This window comes from Nonomuraea jiangxiensis, from assembly GCF_900099965.1.
In the GTDB taxonomy this organism is placed as follows: domain Bacteria; phylum Actinomycetota; class Actinomycetes; order Streptosporangiales; family Streptosporangiaceae; genus Nonomuraea; species Nonomuraea jiangxiensis.
Genome location: NZ_FNDJ01000015.1, coordinates 253,521 through 271,607 on the forward strand (window position 1 = coordinate 253,521; position 18,087 = coordinate 271,607).

Consider the following 18,087-nt stretch of genomic DNA (forward strand, 5'->3'; position numbering starts at 1 on the left):
CAGCAACGCGCGGGCGGCGACCGAAGGGAGCCTCGTGACAACAAGCGGCACCCGACCGGGGATCGGCGCCCCGCACGCCTCCATGACCTGGGAGAGCCTGCGATGACCGGCCCGCACACCCCGCCCGGGGCGATCCGGGCGCCGGGCACGTACGGCGGTCTCACCGTCTCGGTCTCGGCCGACGCCCGCACCGCCGGAGCGCTGGCGGGGCGGCAGGCCGCGGCCCTGCTCGCCGGGCTGCTCGCGGCACGCGACGAGGTACGCGTGGCCTTCGCCGCCGCGCCCTCCCAGGACGCGACGCTCGACGCGCTCGCCGCGGCGGACGGCATCGACTGGTCCCGGGTGACCGCGTTCCAGCTCGACGACTACGTGGGACTCGCCACCGGCGCGCCGGGCACGTTCTCTCGCTACCTCGACGAGCACCTCTTCGGACGGGTGCGTCCTGGCCGCGTCGAGTACATGTCGCTGTCCGGCGACGCCGAGGCGGAGGCGGCCCGCTACGGCGCCCTCGCCGCCGAGCGGCCGCTGGACCTCGCGCTGCTGGGCATCGGCGAGAACGGCCACCTCGCCTTCAACGACCCGCCTGACGCCGACCGCCACGACCCCCGGCCCGCCCGCCTCGTGCGGCTCGACGAGGTCTCCCGCGCGCAGCAGGTGAACGACGGCTGCTTCCCCGCGCTCGACCTGGTGCCCCGCCAGGCCCTGACCCTCACCCTGCCCACCATCCTCGGCGCGGGACGGATCGTGTGCACCGTGCCGGGGCCGCGCAAGCGCGACGCCGTCGAGCGCGCCCTCACCGGGCCGGTGAACGGCGGCTCACCCGCCTCCTACCTGCGCGAACACCCGGCCACCTGGCTCTACCTCGACACCGGCGCCCATCCCGGCACCGCGCCATGACAGCCGCCGAAGGCCATGGCGCCATGACGGCCGCCGTGGGCTCCGGCGCCACGACGGTGGTCGAGGGCCGGATCGCGGGCACCGCCTCCTCCGCCCGCGTCACGGTCCGCGGCGGGCGCATCCACCGCATCGAGCGCCTGACCGGCGACGCCGCCGCCGTCATCGTGCCCGGCCTGGTCGACGCCCAGATCAACGGCTACGAGGGCCACGACGTCAACGACGAGCACGTGGACGGCGGCACGATCCGCCGGATGGCCGCCGCGCTCTGGGCCCGCGGCGTCACGACGTTCCTGCCCACCGTCATCACGGCGGAGGAGGAGCGGATCGTCGGATCCCTGCGGGCGGTCCGCGACGCCCGCGCCCTGCACCCCGTACTCGGGCATGCCGTGCACGGCGCGCACGTCGAGGGACCCCACCTGTCGGCCGGCGACGGCGCGCGCGGCGCCCACGACCCCGCCCGGATGCGCCCGGCGGACGTCGCCGAGTTCCACCGCTGGCGGCAGGCCGCCGGCGGGATCGTCCGGATCGTCACCGTGGCGCCGGAGGTCGCGGGCGCCGTCGAGTACATCCGCCAGGTCAGCCTGGAGTGCCTCGTCGCGCTCGGCCACTCGTCGGCGAACGCGGCCGAGGCGCTGGCCGGCGCCGACGCGGGCGCCCGTCTGAGCACCCACCTCGGCAACGGCGTGGCACGCACGCTGCCCCGGCATCCCAACCTCGTCTGGGAGCAGCTCGCCGACCCCCGTCTGTCGGCGGGGTTCATCGCGGACGGCCACCACCTCGACGCCGCGGCGTTCGGCGCGATGGTGCGCGCCAAGGGCGTCGACCGCTCGCTCCTGGTGAGCGACGCCGTCGCCCTCGCCTCGGCCGGCAGGCCGCCCGGCGACTACCGCACCCCCGTCGGCGGCGAGGTGACCCTGCACGAGGGCAGGCGCCTGACCCTGCGCGGCAGCGAGCTGCTCGCGGGCGCGGTGAAGACCCTCGACGAGTGCCTGTCGTGGGCGGTCGCCGCCGCCGGGATCCCGCTGGCCGACGCCGTCCGGATGGCCTCGGAGAACCCGGCCGCGCTGCTCGGCCTCACCACGCGCGGGCGCCTGCAGTCCGGCGCCGCCGCCGACCTCACGGTGTACGACGACGAGCCGTCGATCGGCAGGACCCCGGCGAACGTCACGATCGTGGCCGGGACCTGCGTGCACCGCGGACCGTCCGACGCCGGGCTCGCCGAGCTGGGCGAGATACCGGAGGAGCTGCGATGACCAGGACCGCCCGGCCCCGCCTCGACGCCGGGAGCCTGCCGCGGGCCGACGCCGGCCACCGGCCCTCCTACGACCTCGGCGCCGTCCGGGTCGGCATCGTGCACCTGGGGTTCGGCGCGTTCCACCGGGCGCACCAGGCCGTCGCGTTCGACCGGATGCTGGAGCGCTTCCCCGATCAACCGTGGGGCGTGTGCGCCGTCGCGAACACCAACGCCGCCCTCGTACGCGCTGCCCGCGAGCAGGACCACCTCTTCGCGGTCGCCACCGTCGGCACCGACCCGGCGGCCGAGCCGGAGGTCCGGGTCGTCGGCTCGATCAGGGAGAGCCTGCTGGCGAGCGAGGCGGCCGAGGCCGTCGTCGCCCGCCTGGCCGCCCCGCAGATCCACACGATCACGCTCACCATCACCGAGCGCGGCTACGCCCCGCCGCCCGGCGCGCCCGCGGACAGCCTGCTCGGCCTGCTGGCCCTCGCCCTCGACCGCCGGCGCGCGGCCGGCCTGCCCGTCACCGTCCTGAGCTGCGACAACCTGGTCGACAACGGTACGGTCCTGCGCGCCGCGCTGCTCGATCTGGTGGAGCGGCAACCCGGAGCGTTCTCCGCCGGGCTGCCGGCCTGGCTCGGCGCGCAGGCGCGCTTCCCGCGCAGCGTGGTCGACCGGATCGTGCCCAAGCAGACGGCGGCCGACCGGGACCGGATCTCCGGCCTCCTCGGGCTCGACGACGCCCTCGGGCTCGTCGCCGAGGAGACCTTCCACTGGACGATCGAGGCGGACGAGGCGATGGCCGCCGGGACAGCCTGGGCGGACGGCGGCGTCGTCTTCAGCCCCGAGATCGACCGCGTCCAGCAGCTCAAACTGCAACTGCTGAACGCCACCCACTCACTCCTGGCCTACGCGGGACTCGCCCTCGGCATCGAACGCGTCTCCGACGCGGCACGCCACCCGGACGTGGCCGCGCTCGCCGCCCGGTTCCTCGCCACCGAGGCGCTGCCCTCCGTCGTCGCGCCGGCCGGCACCGACCCGGCGGCTTACGCGGACTCCGTACGGGCCCGCTTCGCCTCCCCGCTGCTACCCGACACGACGGCCCGCGTCGCGACCGACGGCAGCCAGAAGCTCCCGCAGCGGCTCACCGCCACGCTCCTCGCCTGCCGGGAGAGCGGCCGGCGGCCCCGGGTGTCGGCCACCGTCCTCGCGCTGTGGATGCATCTCAGGACGGCGCGGCCGGACGCCTTCTCCGACGAGAACGCCCGCGACCTGCGCATCGACGCGGCCACGCCGGACACCCTGCGCGCCTCGGTCTCGGCGGCGCTCGCGGACGTCGTACACCTGCCCGCCCCGGTGGCGACGGACCCGGAGCTGGTCGGGGCGGTGACCCACGCCCTGACGGCACTCCTGCGCGGAGACCCGCCGGGCACCCTCATCGCCGCGACCGCGGCCGGCGCCTGACCGCCTGCGCTGATAAATCGGTGGCATGCGCGGAATGCCGCCGGTTACCGTGAATCACGTCGAAAACAAAGGGCGGCGGCCCCGCAGCCGCTCCGCGAAAGTAAGGGAAAGGTCCGCCATGCGACGCGCAGCCGCCGCGCCGGAGCTCGAAGGGCATCGCCACTTCGCGCTGCTCGGCCGCGCCCTGGGCGGGCAGGCTTCCGGATAAACCGCGCCGAAAGACCATCCGGAGGCCGCCAGGTGAAACGCCGGGCGGCCTTTCTCTTTCCACCTTTCACATCCTGCCGATCAATGCCGCAGAGGCCGAACTGGTAAGGCAGCTGGCTTCCACCCAGCAGGACGGGGTTCGAGTCCCCGCTGCGGCTCTGATGCGTCCGTGGCCCAACGGCAGAGGCACCGGTTTCAGGTACCGGACGGTGCGGGTTCGAATCCCGCCGGACGTACGGCACAACGGGCCGCCCCGACACATGGGGGCCGGGGCGGCCACCTATCAAATCCCTCGTGGCCGGGGATGATCTCCGCCCACCAGCCGGGTCGAAGCGATCCATATGTGATAGCCTCTCACAATGTGATTGACCATCACATTAGGGAGTGGAGATGGAGCCGCGCAGGCTGGGCAGGACCGACATCGAGATCAGTCCCATCGGTCTCGGATGCATGCAGTTCGCGGGCACGGCGAACTACGCACGCCTGATGATCAATCCCATCGGCCAGGAGACGGCCACCTCGGTCGTGCGGGCCGCCCTCGACGGCGGGGTCACCTGGTTCGACACCGCCGAGATGTACGGCAACGGCCGCTCGGAGCAGGCGCTGGCCGCCGCGCTGAAGGAGTGCGGAGCCGTCCCCGGCCAGGTCGCCGTCGCCACCAAGTGGACGCCGTACCTGCGTACCGCCGCCAGCATCACCAGGACCATCGGCGACCGCCTGAACCATCTGGGCGGTCACCCCGTGGCCCTGCACCAGATCCACATGCCCACGGGCAGCCTGTCCAGCATCCCCGCCCAGCTCAAGGCCATGGCGGGGCTCGTGCACGCGGGCCAGGTCCGCGCGGTGGGCGTCAGCAACTTCTCCGCCCGCCAGCTGCGGCTCGCCCACCGCGCGCTGGCCGCCGAGGGCGTCACGCTGGCCGCCAACCAGGTGCGCATCAGCCTGTTGCACCGCAACGTCGAGCGTGACGGCGTGCTGCGGGCGGCCCGCGAGCTGGGCGTGACGCTGATCGCGTACTCGCCGCTGGAGGGCGGGGTGCTCACCGGGCGCTACCACGAGGACCCGGCACTGGCCAGGTCCGCGCCGCCGGCGCGGCGCTTCTTCAGCCGGAGCGTGCTCAGCGCCCAGGGGCTCGAACGCACCCGGCCGCTCATCGAGGCGATGCGCCGCATCGCCGACGGGTACGGCGCCACGGTCTCGCAGGTGGCGCTCAACTGGCTGATCACCCGCTACGGCGACACCGTCGTGGCCATCCCCGGCGCGTCCAAGCCGCGGCAGGCGACCGAGGTCGCGGGGGCCATGGGGTTCGCGCTGACCGAGGCGGAGCTCGGCAGGCTGGACGAGCTGTCGCTACCCTGAGTCGGTGCCACCGACGAAACGACAGACCTACCATCACGGCGACCTGCGGGCCGCGCTCATCGATTCCGCGCTGGAGCTCATCGCCGAGCAGGGGGTCCAGGCGTTCTCGATGGCGGAGGCGAGCCGGCGGATCGGGGTCGCGGTCAGCGCCCCCTACCGGCACTTCGCCGACCGTGACGAGCTGCTGTCCGCGGTGGCGGTGCGGGCGGGGGAGCTGCTGGTGGCGGCCGTGACCGCGGAGCGCGGCGGCAGGGCGCCCGAGGACCGGCTGGTGGCGGTGGTCAGGGGATATGTACGGTTCGCCGCCCGGCACCGGGCACTGTTCGAGGCACTGTCCGGCTCCTGGTCACCCGATCTGGAGCGGGCCTCCCAGCCGGTCAAGGAGGCGTTCCGGTCGGGGGCCATGGACCTGTCGGGTGGCGACCCGGTGGCCGCCGAGTCGTTCGGGCTGGCCGTGGCGGCCACCGCGCACGGGCACGCGGGGCTGCTGCACCTGGGCATGTTCGGGGCCGGCGAGCAGGCCGTGGACCTGGCCGTGCGGCGGGCGGCCGACGCCACGCTCGCGCTGATCGCCGGGCGCTCCAGGCTGGGAGTCACCACGGGCTGAGGCGGGCCCCTGGCGGAGCGGGCGGCCGGGCCTTTTCGCCTTGATCCAGGCTGGTCGGCCAGTGTCGGGGTATGCACTGTGCTGGGGGTTTGTGGTGACAAGGTGACCGCTGTGTTGTCGCGGTCGTCGGGGGGTGCGCGTGCCGGTCGATCCGGAATACCTGCTGCAGGCGCGGCAGATGCAGGCGCTCTCGCTCGCCGTGCACATTCCCTTGGTGTGTTTCGGGATCGCGTTTCCTGCGATGGTGTTGTTCTGTGAGTGGCGTTACCTGCGGACCGGGGATCCGCTGTTTCGCCTGCTGGCCCGGCGCTGGTCGAAGGTGATGCTGGCGCTGTTCGCGGTCGGCGTGGTGACCGGGACGATTCTCAGCTTCGAGCTGGGGTTGTTGTGGCCGGAGTTCATGGCGCGGTTCGGCAACGTGTTCGGGCTCGGGTTCACGCTGGAGGGTTTCTCGTTCTTCGTCGAGGCGATCTTCATAGGGATCTATGTGTACGGCTGGGACCGGCTGGCGCCCCGGCTGCACTTCCTGTCCGGCATTCCGATCGCGATCGCCGGGGTGACGGGCTCGCTGTTCGTGATCTCCGTCAACGGCTGGATGAACCATCCCGGCGGGTTCGAGCTGCAGGACGGACGGGCGGTCAATGCGCACCCGTGGTCGGCGCTGCTGGGCAATGTCTACTTCTGGCATGAGTTCGTGCACATGTACTTCGCCGGCTACATCGTCGCCGGTTTCCTGGTCGCCGTCCCGTACGCGTGGGGATTCCTTCGCGGCCGAAGGGGGCGATACCACCGTACGGCGCTGACCGTCGCGCTGTCGGCCGCCGCCGTCGCCGCGCCGCTGCAGATCGTGATCGGTGACTGGGCCGCGCGGGAGGTCGCGCGGCACCAGCCGACGAAGCTGGCCTCTCTGGAGGGGCTGGGGGAGACCACCCGTGGTGCTCCTGAGCACCTGCTGGGCTGGTACAACGGCCACGAGGTGGTCCACGGCATCAAGATCCCGAACCTGCTGTCGCTGCTGGCCTTCCACGACCCGGACGCGACGGTCCAGGGCCTCGCGGCGGTCGCGGTGCGGGACCAGCCGCCGGTCAACGTGGTGCGCTTCGCCTTCCAGACCATGGTGGGCATCGGCACGTTCCTGGCGCTGCTGAGCCTGGTGTACCTCTACGTGCGGTTGCGCCGCCGACGGCTGCCCCGCTCGCGCTGGTTCTACCGGGCCGTGGTGGTGGCGGGGCCGTTGTCGGTGGTCGCCCTCATCGCCGGCTGGGTGACCACCGAGGTCGGGCGCCAGCCCTGGATCGTGTACGGGGTCATGCGAACGCAGGAGGCGGTCACCGGCGCGTCCGGGATTCCCGTCGGCTACGGCACCCTGGTGGTGGTCTATCTGGGGCTGGCCGCCGCGGTCTGGTGGCTGCTGCACCGGTTCAGCCGGGTTCCGCTGGAGGCGGACGCGGATGGCTGAGGTCCCCATGCTGTTCATCCTCGCCGGCCTGGCGGCCTACACCGTGCTGGCCGGCGCGGACTTCGGGGCCGGCCTGTGGACCCTGCTGGCCCGCCGTGGGCGGACCGGCCGCGCGAAGGCCGTCGACCACGCCCGTCACGCCATGGGGCCCGTCTGGGAGGCCAACCACGTGTGGCTGATCTTCGTGCTCGTCGTGTGCTGGACCGCCTACCCCGTCGCCTTCGGTTCGATCACCTCCACCCTGGCCGTACCGCTGTTCATCGCCGCTGTCGGGATCATCCTCCGCGGGGCTTCCTACGCGCTGCGCGGCCAACTCGACGATGCCCGCGGCCGGCGCCCGGTCGAGAACCTGTTCGCGTTGTCGTCGATCCTGACGCCGTTCGCACTGGGCACCGTGGTCGGCGGCATCGCCTCAGGCCGGGTCCCCGTCGGCAACGCCGCCGGGGACCTCATCACCAGCTGGCTCAACCCCACGTCCATGGCGATCGGCGTGCTGGCCGTCGCCTCCGGCGGCTTTCTCGCCGCCGTCTACCTCGCCGCCGACGCGCGCCGGCTGCGCGAGCCGGCTTTGGAGCTCGACTTCCGCGCCCGCGCCCTGGTCTCGGGGGTGTGCGCGGGCGTGCTCGCCATCGCCGGCCTGGTCGTCGTCCACTTCGACGCACCGGCGTTGTTCGCCGGCCTCACCCGGGACGGCGGCGCCGCGATGGTCGGCGTCTCGGCCGCGGCCGGGCTGGCCACGCTGCTGCTGGTCTGGCGCGAGCGGTTCGGCCCGGCCCGCGCTCTGGCCGCTCTCGCCGTCACGGCCATCGTGGCCGGCTGGGGGCTGGCTCAACGGCCGCGATTCCTGCCCGGGCTCACGCTCACCCAGGCCGCCGCCGGCCGGGCCACCCTGATGGCGGTCATCGTCGCCGGCGTGATCGGCGCCCTGGTGCTGCTTCCCTCGCTGATCTTGCTGTTCCGCCTCTTCCTCCGGGGCCACCTGGACCCGTCCGCCGCCGAGGTTCCGGTGAGCGCCCCGCCGGTGGCCGGCCGCGGAGCCAGGCCCCGGCTGCTCGCCGCGTTCGCCGTGGCCACCCTGCTCGCGGGCCTGGCCATGGCGCTCCTCGGCGGTGCCGGCTGGGTCCTCGCCGCCGGCGTCGTCTGCCTCGTCGCCTGCGCCGTGTCCACCTTCGTGCTCGCCGTGACGGCGGATGCGGATCACCAGTCCTGAGGCGATCTCACGTACAGGATGAGTTGTCGTACGGACAAATTTGCGGAAGGTTTATTTTCCGACTTCCGTGCATATCGGCGCAAACGCATGCGGTAAGCCTTGCCGGAGAGTTTGGGTGGCGCCTGGGGGTAGGGGTCAAAGGCGGCCGAGCGGCGACGCGGGGGACATCATGCGGGCCGCCGGCGAACCGGGGGGCATCCATGGCAACGGACAAACCCATGCAGATCGGTATGATCGGGCTCGGACGAATGGGCGCGAACCTCGTGCGCAGGCTCATTCGTGACGGCCACCAGTGCGTGGTTCACGACATCGACCAGAACGCGGTGCAAGCCCTCGCGGGGGAGGGCGCGGTGGCCGCGACCTCGCTCGGGGACTTCGTGGCGAAACTGGAGAAGCCCCGGGTCGTCTGGCTCATGCTGCCCGCCGCCGTCGTACAGCGGACACTCGACGACCTGGTCGGCCTGCTCGACAGCGGCGACACGGTCATCGACGGCGGCAACTCCTACTACCGGGACGACATCGTCCGGGCGCGGCGGCTCGCCGAGCACGGGCTCCACTACGTCGACTGCGGGACCTCGGGCGGCGTGTGGGGGCTGGAACGCGGCTACTGCCTCATGATCGGGGGTGAGGACGACGTGGTCAGGCGCCTGGACCCGGTGTTCCGTACCATCGCTCCGGGCATCGGCGCGGCGGAGCCGACGCCGGGCAGGCGACACCCTGACGGCACCGCTCCCGAAGGCTACCTCCACTGCGGGCCCGCCGGTGCGGGGCACTTCGTGAAGATGATCCACAATGGCGTCGAGTACGGGATGATGGGCGCCATCGCCGAAGGGCTGTCGATCATCCGGCATGCCAATGTGGGAGCGGAGAGCCGTGCCGCCGACGCGGAGACCGCGCCGCTCCGCGACCCGGAATACTACCGTTACGACATCGACGTGGCCCAGGTCGCGGAGGTCTGGCGGCGCGGCTCGGTGGTCTCCTCCTGGCTCGTCGATCTGATCGCCGACGCGCTCTCGCGCTCGCCGCGCCTTGAGGGCTTCAAGGGGCGCGTCTCCGACTCCGGAGAGGGCCGCTGGACGGTGGACGCCGCGATCGACGAAGGCGTGCCCGCCCCCGTCATCACCTCGGCGCTGATGGAGCGGTTCGAGTCGCGGGGGCTCGGCCACTTCACCGACGCGGCCCTGTCCGCGATGCGCAGCGAGTTCGGCGGGCACGCGGAGAAGCCGGAGTGAGCGCGTGCGCGGGCACGGCGGCGCTCGGTCTGCCCGGCCGGGTCCGCGGGTGTCTGTTCGACATGGACGGCGTGCTGACGCGCACCGCGACGGTGCACGCCAGAGCGTGGAAGTCGATGTTCGACGAGTTCCTGCGGGAGCGGGCCGCCCGGACGGGGAGCCCGTTCGTGCCGTTCGACGCGACCGCCGACTACGACCGCTACGTCGACGGGAAGGAGCGGCTGGACGGGACCCGGAGCTTCCTGCGGTCACGGGGGATCGACCTGCCCGAGGGGTCGCCTGATGATCCGCGGGACGCGCTGACCGTGCACGCCCTGAGCAACCGGAAGAACGACCTCGTCCAGGCGATCATCGACAGGGACGGCGTGGACACGTTTCCCGGCTCCGTCCGGTACGTGCGGGCCACCCGGGACGCGGGGTTGCGCAGGGCCGTCGTGTCATCGAGCGCCAACACCGTGAAAGTCCTTTCAGCCGCAGGGCTCACCGAGTATTTCGAGGCCCGGATCGACGGTGTGACGGCCCAGGAGCGGCACCTGGCGGGCAAACCGGCCCCGGACATGTATCTCGCGGGCGCGCAGGCACTCGGGCTCAAGCCTTCGGAGGCGGCGGTGTTCGAGGACGCGCTGGCGGGGGTGGCGGCCGGCCGCGCGGGGGGCTTCGCGTTCGTCGTCGGCGTCGATCGGGCCGGTCAGGCGGACGAACTGCGCGAGCATGGCGCCGACATCGTGGTCACCGACCTGTCCGAGCTGCTGGAGACACGATGACCAGGCAGGTGGAGGGCGAGGTGGCACGATGATCACACATCCGGCGTTCGCGGTCGAGCCATGGTCCTTGCGGGAATGCCGGCTGGACATCGACGTGCTGGCGCAGACCGAGTCGGTGTTCTCGTTGTCCAACGGGCACATCGGCCTGCGCGGCAACCTGGAGGAGGGCGAGCCGTGCGGGGAGCCGGGCACCTACCTCAACGGGTTCTACGAGCTCAGGCCGCTGCTGTACGGCGAGGCGGGTTACGGCTATCCGGAGTCGGGACAGACGGTGGTGAACGTCACCAACGGCAAGCTGATCCGGCTGCTGGTCGACGACGAGCCTTTCGACGTGCGGTACGGCACGCTGCACGAGCACGTACGGGTCCTGGACCTGCGCGCCGGGACCCTGACCCGCACGGTTGGATGGAGCTCTCCGACCGGTGGCCAGGTGCGGCTGACGACCACCCGGCTGGTGTCCTTCACCCACCGCGCGGTGGCCGCGATCCGCTACGAGGTCGAGGCCGTCGACGAGCCCCGGCACGTGGTCGTGCAGTCCGAGCTGGTCGCCAACGAAACCCAGCAGTACGTGTCCGGCGACCCGCGCGTGGCCGCCCCTCTGGAGTCGCCGCTGGTCCTGGAGGAGAACGTTCCGGCGCAGGAGGGTGTGGCGATCATGGTCCACCACACTCGGGCGAGCGGCCTACGGGTGGCCTCCGCCATGTGCCACGACATCGCCGGGCCGGATGGCACCCTGATCGAAGCGCAGGCCAGCGGCGACGTCAACCGGGTGACCGTCGCCACACGCCTCGCCCCCGGCGGGCGGCTGCGGCTGGTCAAGTACTTCTCCTACGGGTGGTCGGCCAGGCGGTCCCGGCCCGCCCTGCACGATCAGGTCGTCGCGGCGCTGGCGGCCGCCCGGCTGGCCGGCTGGGAGGGTCTGTGCGCCGACCAGCGGCGGTTCCTCGACGAGTTCTGGCAGGGCGCGGACGTGGAGGTCGTGGGCGACCCCGAGGTGCAGCAGGCCATCCGGTTCGGGATGTTCCACCTGCTGCAGGCGTCCGCGCGCCTGGAGGACCGCCCCATCCCCGGCAAGGGGCTGACCGGCTCCGGCTATGACGGACATGCCTTCTGGGACACGGAGATCTTCGTGCTGCCGGTGCTCACCCACACCTACCCGCGGGCCGCCGCCGACGCGCTGACGTGGCGGAAGTCGACGCTGCCGTCGGCGCAGGCCCGTGCCACGCAGCTCGGCCTGTCCGGGTCGGCCTTTCCCTGGCGGACGATCAACGGCGAGGAGGGCTCCGGCTACTGGCCCGCCGGAACCGCGGCATTCCACATCAACGCCGACATCGCCTACGCGGTCGCCCAGTATGTCGACGCCACCGAGGACACGGCGTTCGAGCGGGACGTCGGCCTGCCGCTGCTGCTCCAGACGGCCCGGTTGTGGTGCGCGCTGGGCCATCATGACGCCCACGGGCGGTATCGCATCGATGGCGTGACCGGACCCGACGAGTACAGCGCCGTCGCCGACAACAACGTCTACACCAACCTGATGGCGCAGCAGAACCTGCGTGCGGCCGCCGAGGCCGCCGATCGCCATCCCGATCGGGCGGCAGAGCTCGGGGTCACCCCGGAGGAGACCACGCGATGGCGCGACGCGGCGGCCGTGATGGCCGTCCCCTACGACGAGCGCCTGGGCGTGCACCCGCAGAGCGAGGGCTTCACCGAGCATGAGGTCTGGGATTTCGCCGGTACGAAGCCGGAACAGTACCCGCTGCTGCGGCATTTCCACTATTTCGACCTCTACCGCCGGCAGGTGGTCAAGCAAGCCGACCTCGTACTGGCGATGCACCTGCGCGGCGACGCGTTCACGCCCGAGCAGAAGGCCCGCGACTTCGCCTACTACGAGGCGCTGACGGTTCGCGACTCGTCGTTGTCGGCCTGCACCCAGGCGGTGATCGCCGCCGAGGTGGGACAGCTCGAGCTCGCCTACCGCTACCTCGGCGAGGCGGCGATGATGGACCTGGCGGACCTGGAGCAGAACACCGTGGACGGCATCCACATGGCCTCGCTGGCCGGCGTGTGGATCTCCCTGGTCGCCGGATTCGGCGGGATGCGCGCCGGTCAGGGCCGGATGCGCTTCGCCCCGAGGCTGCCGCCGGGCCTGACCCGGCTCGCCTTCAGCGTGCGCTACCGCGGCAGTCTTGTCCACGTGAGCGTCACCTCGGACGCGACGACCTACCGGCTCCAGGAGGGCCCGCCGCTCACCGTGGCCCACCACGGCGAGCCGTTCCCCCTGCGGGCGGAGCCGGTCAGACTGCCGAACCCCTCGGCACCGGAGCCCGAGCAGCGGATCCACCAGCCGGCCGGCCGCGCGCCCCTTCCTCGCCACCCGGAGGGATGAGGTGTGGCACCCGGGGGCGCCTTGCCGGCCGGCCTTGGGCAAGGGGCGGAGTTCATCCTGTGGTCGGGAGGTTCTCGTCTCGTGGTGATCCCGCCGGGCCTCGTACGGCTTGGCGTGCCGTGAGGACGGCGGCGCCGGAGGCGACGAGGAGGCAGGCGATGACGAGTCCGGCGATCAACGGCCACGGCACGACGAGGACGACGTCCATGCCGAGCGTCGCCGCGAGGCCCGAGCGCATCCCGAGCAGTGCGGGCAACGCCACCAGGAGGCCGAGCGCGGTGCCCAGGGCGACGACCATGGCCGATTCGGTGGAGAGCGCCCGCACAACCTGTCGCCTGGTCGCCCCGGACAGGCGCAGGACGGCCAGGTCCCGCCTGCGTCCGGCGGCGGCCATCATCTGAGTGTTCGCGATCGAGACGGCGGTGTACCCGGCGGACACGATCACGAGGAGCAGGGTGAAGATCCAGACCAGGCGGTCCTCCTCGTCGGCGGACTCGGCCGCGTAGGTCGTCATGTCCACCGCCCGCGCGCCCACACCCGGCCGCACGGTGGCCGGGCCGCCCTGGCCGAGATACGCCTCCTCGGCCAGGGCGGAGGGATCGTGTTCGCGTACCAGGTCGTAGGGGAGCAGCACGCTGGTGGGGGCGTCGGCGACCACGGCGGCGATCGTCAGGGTGGTGGCACGGCCGTCCTCGAAGATGGCCTTGACCCGGTCGCCGGGTTTCCAGCCGCGTGATTCGGCGACCCACGGCACGATGGCCGCGCCATCGGGGGCGAGGGAATCCAGCGAACCGGAGACCACGTCGAGCGATCCGCGGCCCATCGCGAGCAGCCGAGGGGTGATCCCGGCGGCGGGGAGGGTCCGGTCGTCGTCCTGGTAGAGCGCCGTGGGGAGCATCGCCGCGCCGCCGCTCGCGGTGACCGCCGCGTCGGACAGCCCCGGCGTGCCGGACGGGATCACCATGCCGTGCGCCCGTAGGGAGGTGGCCCGCGCGGCGGAGTAGACGCCCGCCGTGGTCTGCACCATGCCGGTGATCAGCACCGCGAAGCCCACGGTGACCAGCACCGGGGTGGCCGTGGAGGCCGTACGGCGAACCGCGGTCAGGGTGCTCTCCCGCACCAGCAGGCCGGTGGCGCCGCGCAGCCGTCCGAGAGGCCAGGTGACTCCCCGGGCCACCGGTGGGACGATCGCCGGGGCGAGCAGCGCCAATCCGATGATCAACGCCATCGCGGTGTACAGGGCGAGGTTGAACAGGTCGCCGCCCTCGGCGCCCGCCGTGACGACGGCGCAGGCCAGGCCCGTGGCGGTGGACAGCCCGCCGGCGATCCACCGGCTGCGCGGCATCGGCCGGTCATCGACCGCGGCCTCGCGCAGCGCCTCCAGCGGACCCACCCGGCCCGCCCGCCGGGCGGCCGACCACACGCCGACCAGCGCGACGAGCACCCCCAGGACGAACGCCCCCACCAGTGGCAGCGGCAGCGGACGCACCTCGAAGCCAGGCGGCTCGAACCCGGCGGTGACCAGGGCGTCGCCCAGCACCGGGGCGAGCAGGGCGCCGAGCAGCACCCCGGCCCCGGCCGCCACGACCCCGACCGCGAGCGCCTCGCCGTACACGATGCCGCGGATCTGCCTCGGTGTCGCTCCCACCGCGCGCAGCAGGCCGAGTTCGTGCCGCCGTTGCGCGACGGCGAAGGCGAACGTGGAGGCCACCACGAAGATCGAGACGAAGGCGGACAGGGCACTCATGGCGGTGAGCACCTGGGTGCCGATCCACCGGACGCGGGCCTCTTCCAGGGGTTCGAGCGCGGTCCGTTCGTCGCCGGCGAACACCCGGCCCTGGCCGCCGGTGACGGCCCGGGCGGCCGACTCCACCGCGGACACGTCGGCGCCCGGCTCGGTGACCAGCCCGATCACGCGTACGCCCCCGGCCAGCGTCTCCGCCTCGGCGTCGCTCAGGTAGACGCCAGGACCGTCGGTCGTGCCCGTCACCGTGTACGGCGCGGGACCTTCGGCGGTCAGGACGGTGATCCGCGTGCCCGGTGCCGCGCCCAGCGACCGGTCGACGACCGCCTCACCTGTGTGCTGCGGTGCCCTGCCGGTCACCAGCCCGTACGGTCCCAGCGCCGTCGTGGACCACGCGTGGCCCCGGTCGGCCTCGGCCGGGGCGCCGCCGACGACGGCCTGTGCGTAGAAGGACCGCTCGGGGACCGCCCGCGCGACGCCGTCGAGCTCGCCCAGGCGCCGCACGAACGAGGCGGCCTGGCCGGGCGACCACGGCCGGTCGGGGGTGAAGTCGCCGTCGGCCCGCTCGATGGCCGGTGAGGCCACCAGTACGCTCGCCCCCGCCAGGCGGTCGGGCAGCCGCGGCACCCCGGAGAACCACGCCAGCGACGTCACCGTCACGATGGCCACGCCGAGCACCAGCGCGACCGCACTGCCCGCGAGGGCGCTCCAGCGTTCGCGCAGCGTTGCCAGGCCCAGCCGGAGACCCGTGCCGCGAGTCGGACGTTCGGTGCTCCCCCGGGGCGGTCGAGAGTCGTCAGCTGATCGGCGGTTGTCGCGGTGGCTCAGCATGCCGTCTCCAGGCCCGCCATGCGGCTCGCCACGGCCTCGGCGCTGATCTCGTCGCGGAGCTCGCCGACGATCCGGCCATCGGCGAGGAAGAGCACCCGGTCGGCGTAGGCGGCGGCCATCGGGTCGTGCGTCACCATGATCACTGTCTGGCCCTGGCGGGTCACGAGGTCGCGCAGCAGGCTCAGCACACCGCGCGACGACGTGGTGTCGAGCGCGCCCGTCGGCTCATCGGCGAAGACCACGGACGGCCCGCTGATCAGTGCCCGGGCGATGGCCACGCGCTGCTGCTCGCCGCCCGACATCTGGCTCGGCCGGTGCCGTGCCCGGTCGGCCATGCCGACCTCGGCGAGCGCCGCCCGGATCTCCACCGGCTCGAACCGCCGGCCGGCCAGGCGCAGCGGAAGCGAGACGTTCTGCTCCGCGGTGAGGGCCGACACCAGGTTGAACGCCTGGAAGACGAACCCCATCCGCTCGCGGCGCAGGAGCGTGAGGCCGGTCTCGTCGAGCGTGCCGAGGTCGGTGCCGTCGATCAGGACCGTGCCCTCGGTCGGCCGGTCGAGCCCGGCGGCGCAATGTAAGAGGGTGGACTTGCCCGACCCGGACGGTCCCATCACCGCGCTGAACGTGCCGGTCTGGAAGGAGGTGGTCACACCGTCGAGCGCGGTCACCGCCGCGTCGCCGGTGCCGTACGTCCTGCGCACCGTCCGCAGCCGGACGGTTTCGTTCGCTGCCATGGCCATGAGCCAAGCCGTTCCGGGCCCGCCGCACATTGGCGCCAGCGCGAGGACCGGAGGTAGACCCAGCACTACTGCCCTGGTCGGAGCCGGTCGGATAACGTCGAGGCGTGATCGCTCGCAACGCGCTGGAGGCCCTGACGACCAGGCCGTCGGCGTTCCTCCGGTCCATGTGGCCATGGCGATCGTTGGCATACCTGTCGTCGAGCGTGGTGTTCGCCGGGGTGGCCGTCGCCCTGGTCTACGTGGCCTACCGCTTCAGCGTCACGATCGGCTGCCTGCTCGGAGGGGTCGTGCTGGTCGTTCTCGGCCTGCCCCTCGCGAGGTTCGAGCGGCTGCGGCTGCGCCTGGTGGACGCCGCCCCGGCCCGTGACCCCCATCAGCCGCCCGGCCGTCCCGGCCTCACCGCCTGGCTCGGCAACCGGCTGCGTGAACAGGCGACCTGGCGTGAGCTGGGCTTCGCGATGGTGGCCCTGGCCGCCATCTGGTGCGTCGACCTGGGGGTGATTTCCGTGTCCGTGTGGATACCGTTCCTCCTGCTTTCGGCGCCGCTGCAACCCGAGGTGGACAGCCTGCTGACAGCCCTGCCGATCTCGGCGGCCGGCCTCGTCCTGTTGCCGCTGGCCGCCTACCCGGTGACCGCCTGGGCGGGAGCGCGAGCTTTGATCGTGCGTGCCGTGCTCGCCCCGCGCGAGGCGGAGATCATCAGGTCGCGGGCCAGGCTGGTCGACGCGTACGAGAGCGAGCGCCGCAGGATCGAGCGCGACCTGCACGACGGCGCGCAGCAGCGGCTGGTCGCGCTCACCATGAAGCTCGGGCTCGCGGGGCTCGACCTGCCGCCCGGGTCGCCCGCGGCCGTACAGGTGGAGGAGGCGCGCGTAGAGGCCATGAAGGCACTCGCCGAGCTGCGGGAGCTGATCCGGGGCGTGCATCCGCAGGTCCTCACCGATCGGGGGCTCACCGCCGCCGTCCGCGACGTCGCCGGCCGTTCGCCCGTGTCCGTCGACGTCGACCTGTCCCTGGCCGCGCGGCCATCGGCGTCCGTCGAGGCCACCGCCTACTACGTCGTCTGCGAGGCGCTCGCCAACGTGGCCAAGCACAGCGGCGCGACCCGATGCTCGGTGCGCGGCCGCATGTCAGGGGGGAGGCTCGTGGTGGAGGTCGGCGACGACGGCGTCGGCGGAGCCGACCCCGACCGGGGATCGGGGCTCGCCGGGCTCGCCGACCGGCTCGCCGTGATCGACGGCACCATGACCCTGTCCAGCCCGCGCGGCGGGCCCACCTGCCTTCGTGTGGAGATCCCGTGCCCGGCCTCCGCGTAGTCATCGCCGAGGACGCCGTCCTGCTCCGAGAAGGGCTCGCCGGGCTGCTCGAACGCTTCGGCCACGAGGTCGTCGCCTCGGTGGGGGACGCCCCCGCCCTGCTCGCCGCCGTCGAGGAGCACGGCCCGGCCGTCGTCATCGTCGACGTCAGGATGCCTCCCGGATACAGCGACGAGGGGTTGCGGGCCGCCCTCGCCCTGCGCGCTTCCCGGCCCGGCCTCGCCGTGCTCGTACTCAGCCAGTACGTCGAGCAGACCTACGCCGCCGAACTCCTCGACTCGGCTGGCGGCGCCGGCATCGGCTACCTGCTCAAGGATCGGGTGGGCGACGTGAAGGAGTTCGTCGACGCCCTCGCGCGGGTGGCCGACGGAGGTACGGTCGTCGATCCCGAGGTCGTCCGCCAACTCCTCAGCCGCCGCCGCGATCCGCTCACCCGGCTCACGCCCCGGGAGCACGAGGTGCTCGGCCTCATCGCGGAAGGCCGCTCGAATGCCGCCATCGCCCGCAGCCTCGTCGTGACAGAGGCGGCGGTCTCCAAGCACATCGCTTCCATCTTCACCAAACTCGACCTCCCTCCGGACAACGACGACCACCGCAGAGTCCTGGCCGTCCTCGCCTACCTCCGCGCCTGAGGGGA

The 18,087-nt window shown here is 72.8% G+C and carries 14 protein-coding genes and 2 tRNA genes; 14 read left to right on the forward strand and 2 right to left on the reverse strand.

Features of this window, described 5'->3' with window-relative positions; all coding sequences use genetic code 11:
* Window positions 1–102 precede the first annotated feature (102 nt).
* The 12 genes from BLS95_RS31745 to BLS95_RS31800 all read left to right on the forward strand — a co-directional run bounded on the left by BLS95_RS31745 (window position 103) and on the right by BLS95_RS31800 (window position 12,819).
* Window positions 103–897: a 6-phosphogluconolactonase gene (locus tag BLS95_RS31745; RefSeq protein WP_090939677.1), complete on the forward strand. Its 795-nt coding sequence runs from the start codon at window positions 103–105 to the stop codon at window positions 895–897.
* A 23-nt stretch (window positions 898–920) separates the two neighbouring features.
* Window positions 921–2,150, forward strand: coding sequence for an N-acetylglucosamine-6-phosphate deacetylase (locus BLS95_RS31750; protein ID WP_090939680.1), 1,230 nt, complete (start codon window positions 921–923; stop codon window positions 2,148–2,150).
* Entirely contained in the window at window positions 2,147–3,595 is a 1,449-nt protein-coding gene (locus BLS95_RS31755) for a mannitol dehydrogenase family protein (RefSeq protein WP_090939683.1), read from the forward strand. The genes BLS95_RS31750 and BLS95_RS31755 overlap by 4 nt, the downstream gene beginning before the upstream one ends.
* A gap of 293 nt (window positions 3,596–3,888) precedes the next feature.
* Window positions 3,889–3,960: transfer RNA gene (locus BLS95_RS31760), tRNA-Gly, on the forward strand.
* Between the two features lie 5 nt (window positions 3,961–3,965).
* A tRNA-Leu gene (locus BLS95_RS31765) sits at window positions 3,966–4,038 on the forward strand.
* A gap of 154 nt (window positions 4,039–4,192) precedes the next feature.
* A complete protein-coding gene (locus BLS95_RS31770) occupies window positions 4,193–5,161 on the forward strand; it encodes an aldo/keto reductase (protein WP_090939806.1) in 969 nt (322 codons plus the stop codon).
* Window positions 5,162–5,165: 4 nt separating this feature from the next.
* On the forward strand, window positions 5,166–5,768 hold the full coding sequence (locus BLS95_RS31775) for a TetR/AcrR family transcriptional regulator (protein WP_090939686.1): 603 nt from the start codon (window positions 5,166–5,168) through the stop codon (window positions 5,766–5,768).
* Between the two features lie 139 nt (window positions 5,769–5,907).
* Window positions 5,908–7,227 carry a cytochrome ubiquinol oxidase subunit I gene (locus BLS95_RS31780; protein WP_218136072.1) on the forward strand — a complete coding sequence of 440 codons (1,320 nt, stop codon included), beginning with the start codon at window positions 5,908–5,910 and terminating at the stop codon, window positions 7,225–7,227.
* The gene (locus tag BLS95_RS31785) at window positions 7,220–8,437 is read left to right on the forward strand and encodes a cytochrome d ubiquinol oxidase subunit II (protein WP_090939689.1); all 1,218 of its coding nucleotides are present in this window, start codon (window positions 7,220–7,222) and stop codon (window positions 8,435–8,437) included. Before BLS95_RS31780 ends, BLS95_RS31785 begins: the two co-directional genes overlap by 8 nt.
* A 218-nt stretch (window positions 8,438–8,655) precedes the next feature.
* Window positions 8,656–9,669, forward strand: coding sequence for a phosphogluconate dehydrogenase (NAD(+)-dependent, decarboxylating) (gnd, locus tag BLS95_RS31790; protein ID WP_176993477.1), 1,014 nt, complete (start codon window positions 8,656–8,658; stop codon window positions 9,667–9,669).
* On the forward strand, window positions 9,666–10,433 hold the full coding sequence (locus BLS95_RS31795) for a beta-phosphoglucomutase family hydrolase (protein WP_281250050.1): 768 nt from the start codon (window positions 9,666–9,668) through the stop codon (window positions 10,431–10,433). Before gnd ends, BLS95_RS31795 begins: the two co-directional genes overlap by 4 nt.
* Window positions 10,434–10,461: 28 nt before the next feature.
* Window positions 10,462–12,819, forward strand: a complete 2,358-nt coding sequence (locus BLS95_RS31800) for a glycoside hydrolase family 65 protein (protein ID WP_090939697.1) — start codon at window positions 10,462–10,464, stop codon at window positions 12,817–12,819.
* 52 nt (window positions 12,820–12,871) lie between these two features.
* Here the strand turns inward: BLS95_RS31800 and BLS95_RS31805 are convergent, their stop codons facing one another.
* Window positions 12,872–15,394, reverse strand: a complete 2,523-nt coding sequence (locus BLS95_RS31805; protein ID WP_090939700.1) for an FtsX-like permease family protein — start codon at window positions 15,392–15,394, stop codon at window positions 12,872–12,874.
* Complete coding sequence (locus tag BLS95_RS31810) at window positions 15,388–16,128, reverse strand: ABC transporter ATP-binding protein (RefSeq protein ID WP_245765398.1); 741 nt, start codon at window positions 16,126–16,128, stop codon at window positions 15,388–15,390. The genes BLS95_RS31805 and BLS95_RS31810 overlap by 7 nt, the downstream gene beginning before the upstream one ends.
* Before the next feature lie 110 nt (window positions 16,129–16,238).
* Here BLS95_RS31810 and BLS95_RS31815 point away from each other — a divergent pair, with 110 nt between their 5' ends.
* Window positions 16,239–17,450, forward strand: a complete 1,212-nt coding sequence (locus BLS95_RS31815; RefSeq protein ID WP_176993478.1) for a sensor histidine kinase — start codon at window positions 16,239–16,241, stop codon at window positions 17,448–17,450.
* The gene (locus BLS95_RS31820) at window positions 17,432–18,082 is read left to right on the forward strand and encodes a response regulator (RefSeq protein ID WP_090939705.1); all 651 of its coding nucleotides are present in this window, start codon (window positions 17,432–17,434) and stop codon (window positions 18,080–18,082) included. The genes BLS95_RS31815 and BLS95_RS31820 overlap by 19 nt, the downstream gene beginning before the upstream one ends.
* Window positions 18,083–18,087: the final 5 nt, after the last annotated feature.

Coding starts and splice junctions, on each gene's coding strand:
- BLS95_RS31770 (WP_090939806.1), top strand. CDS start 4,193: ATGGAGCCGCGCAGGCTGGGCAGGACCGACATCGAGATCAGTCCCATC.
- BLS95_RS31805 (WP_090939700.1), bottom strand. CDS start 15,394: ATGCTGAGCCACCGCGACAACCGCCGATCAGCTGACGACTCTCGACCG.
- BLS95_RS31810 (WP_245765398.1), bottom strand. CDS start 16,128: ATGGCAGCGAACGAAACCGTCCGGCTGCGGACGGTGCGCAGGACGTAC.
- BLS95_RS31800 (WP_090939697.1), top strand. CDS start 10,462: ATGATCACACATCCGGCGTTCGCGGTCGAGCCATGGTCCTTGCGGGAA.
- BLS95_RS31755 (WP_090939683.1), top strand. CDS start 2,147: ATGACCAGGACCGCCCGGCCCCGCCTCGACGCCGGGAGCCTGCCGCGG.
- gnd (WP_176993477.1), top strand. CDS start 8,656: ATGCAGATCGGTATGATCGGGCTCGGACGAATGGGCGCGAACCTCGTG.
- BLS95_RS31785 (WP_090939689.1), top strand. CDS start 7,220: ATGGCTGAGGTCCCCATGCTGTTCATCCTCGCCGGCCTGGCGGCCTAC.
- BLS95_RS31745 (WP_090939677.1), top strand. CDS start 103: ATGACCGGCCCGCACACCCCGCCCGGGGCGATCCGGGCGCCGGGCACG.
- BLS95_RS31750 (WP_090939680.1), top strand. CDS start 921: ATGACGGCCGCCGTGGGCTCCGGCGCCACGACGGTGGTCGAGGGCCGG.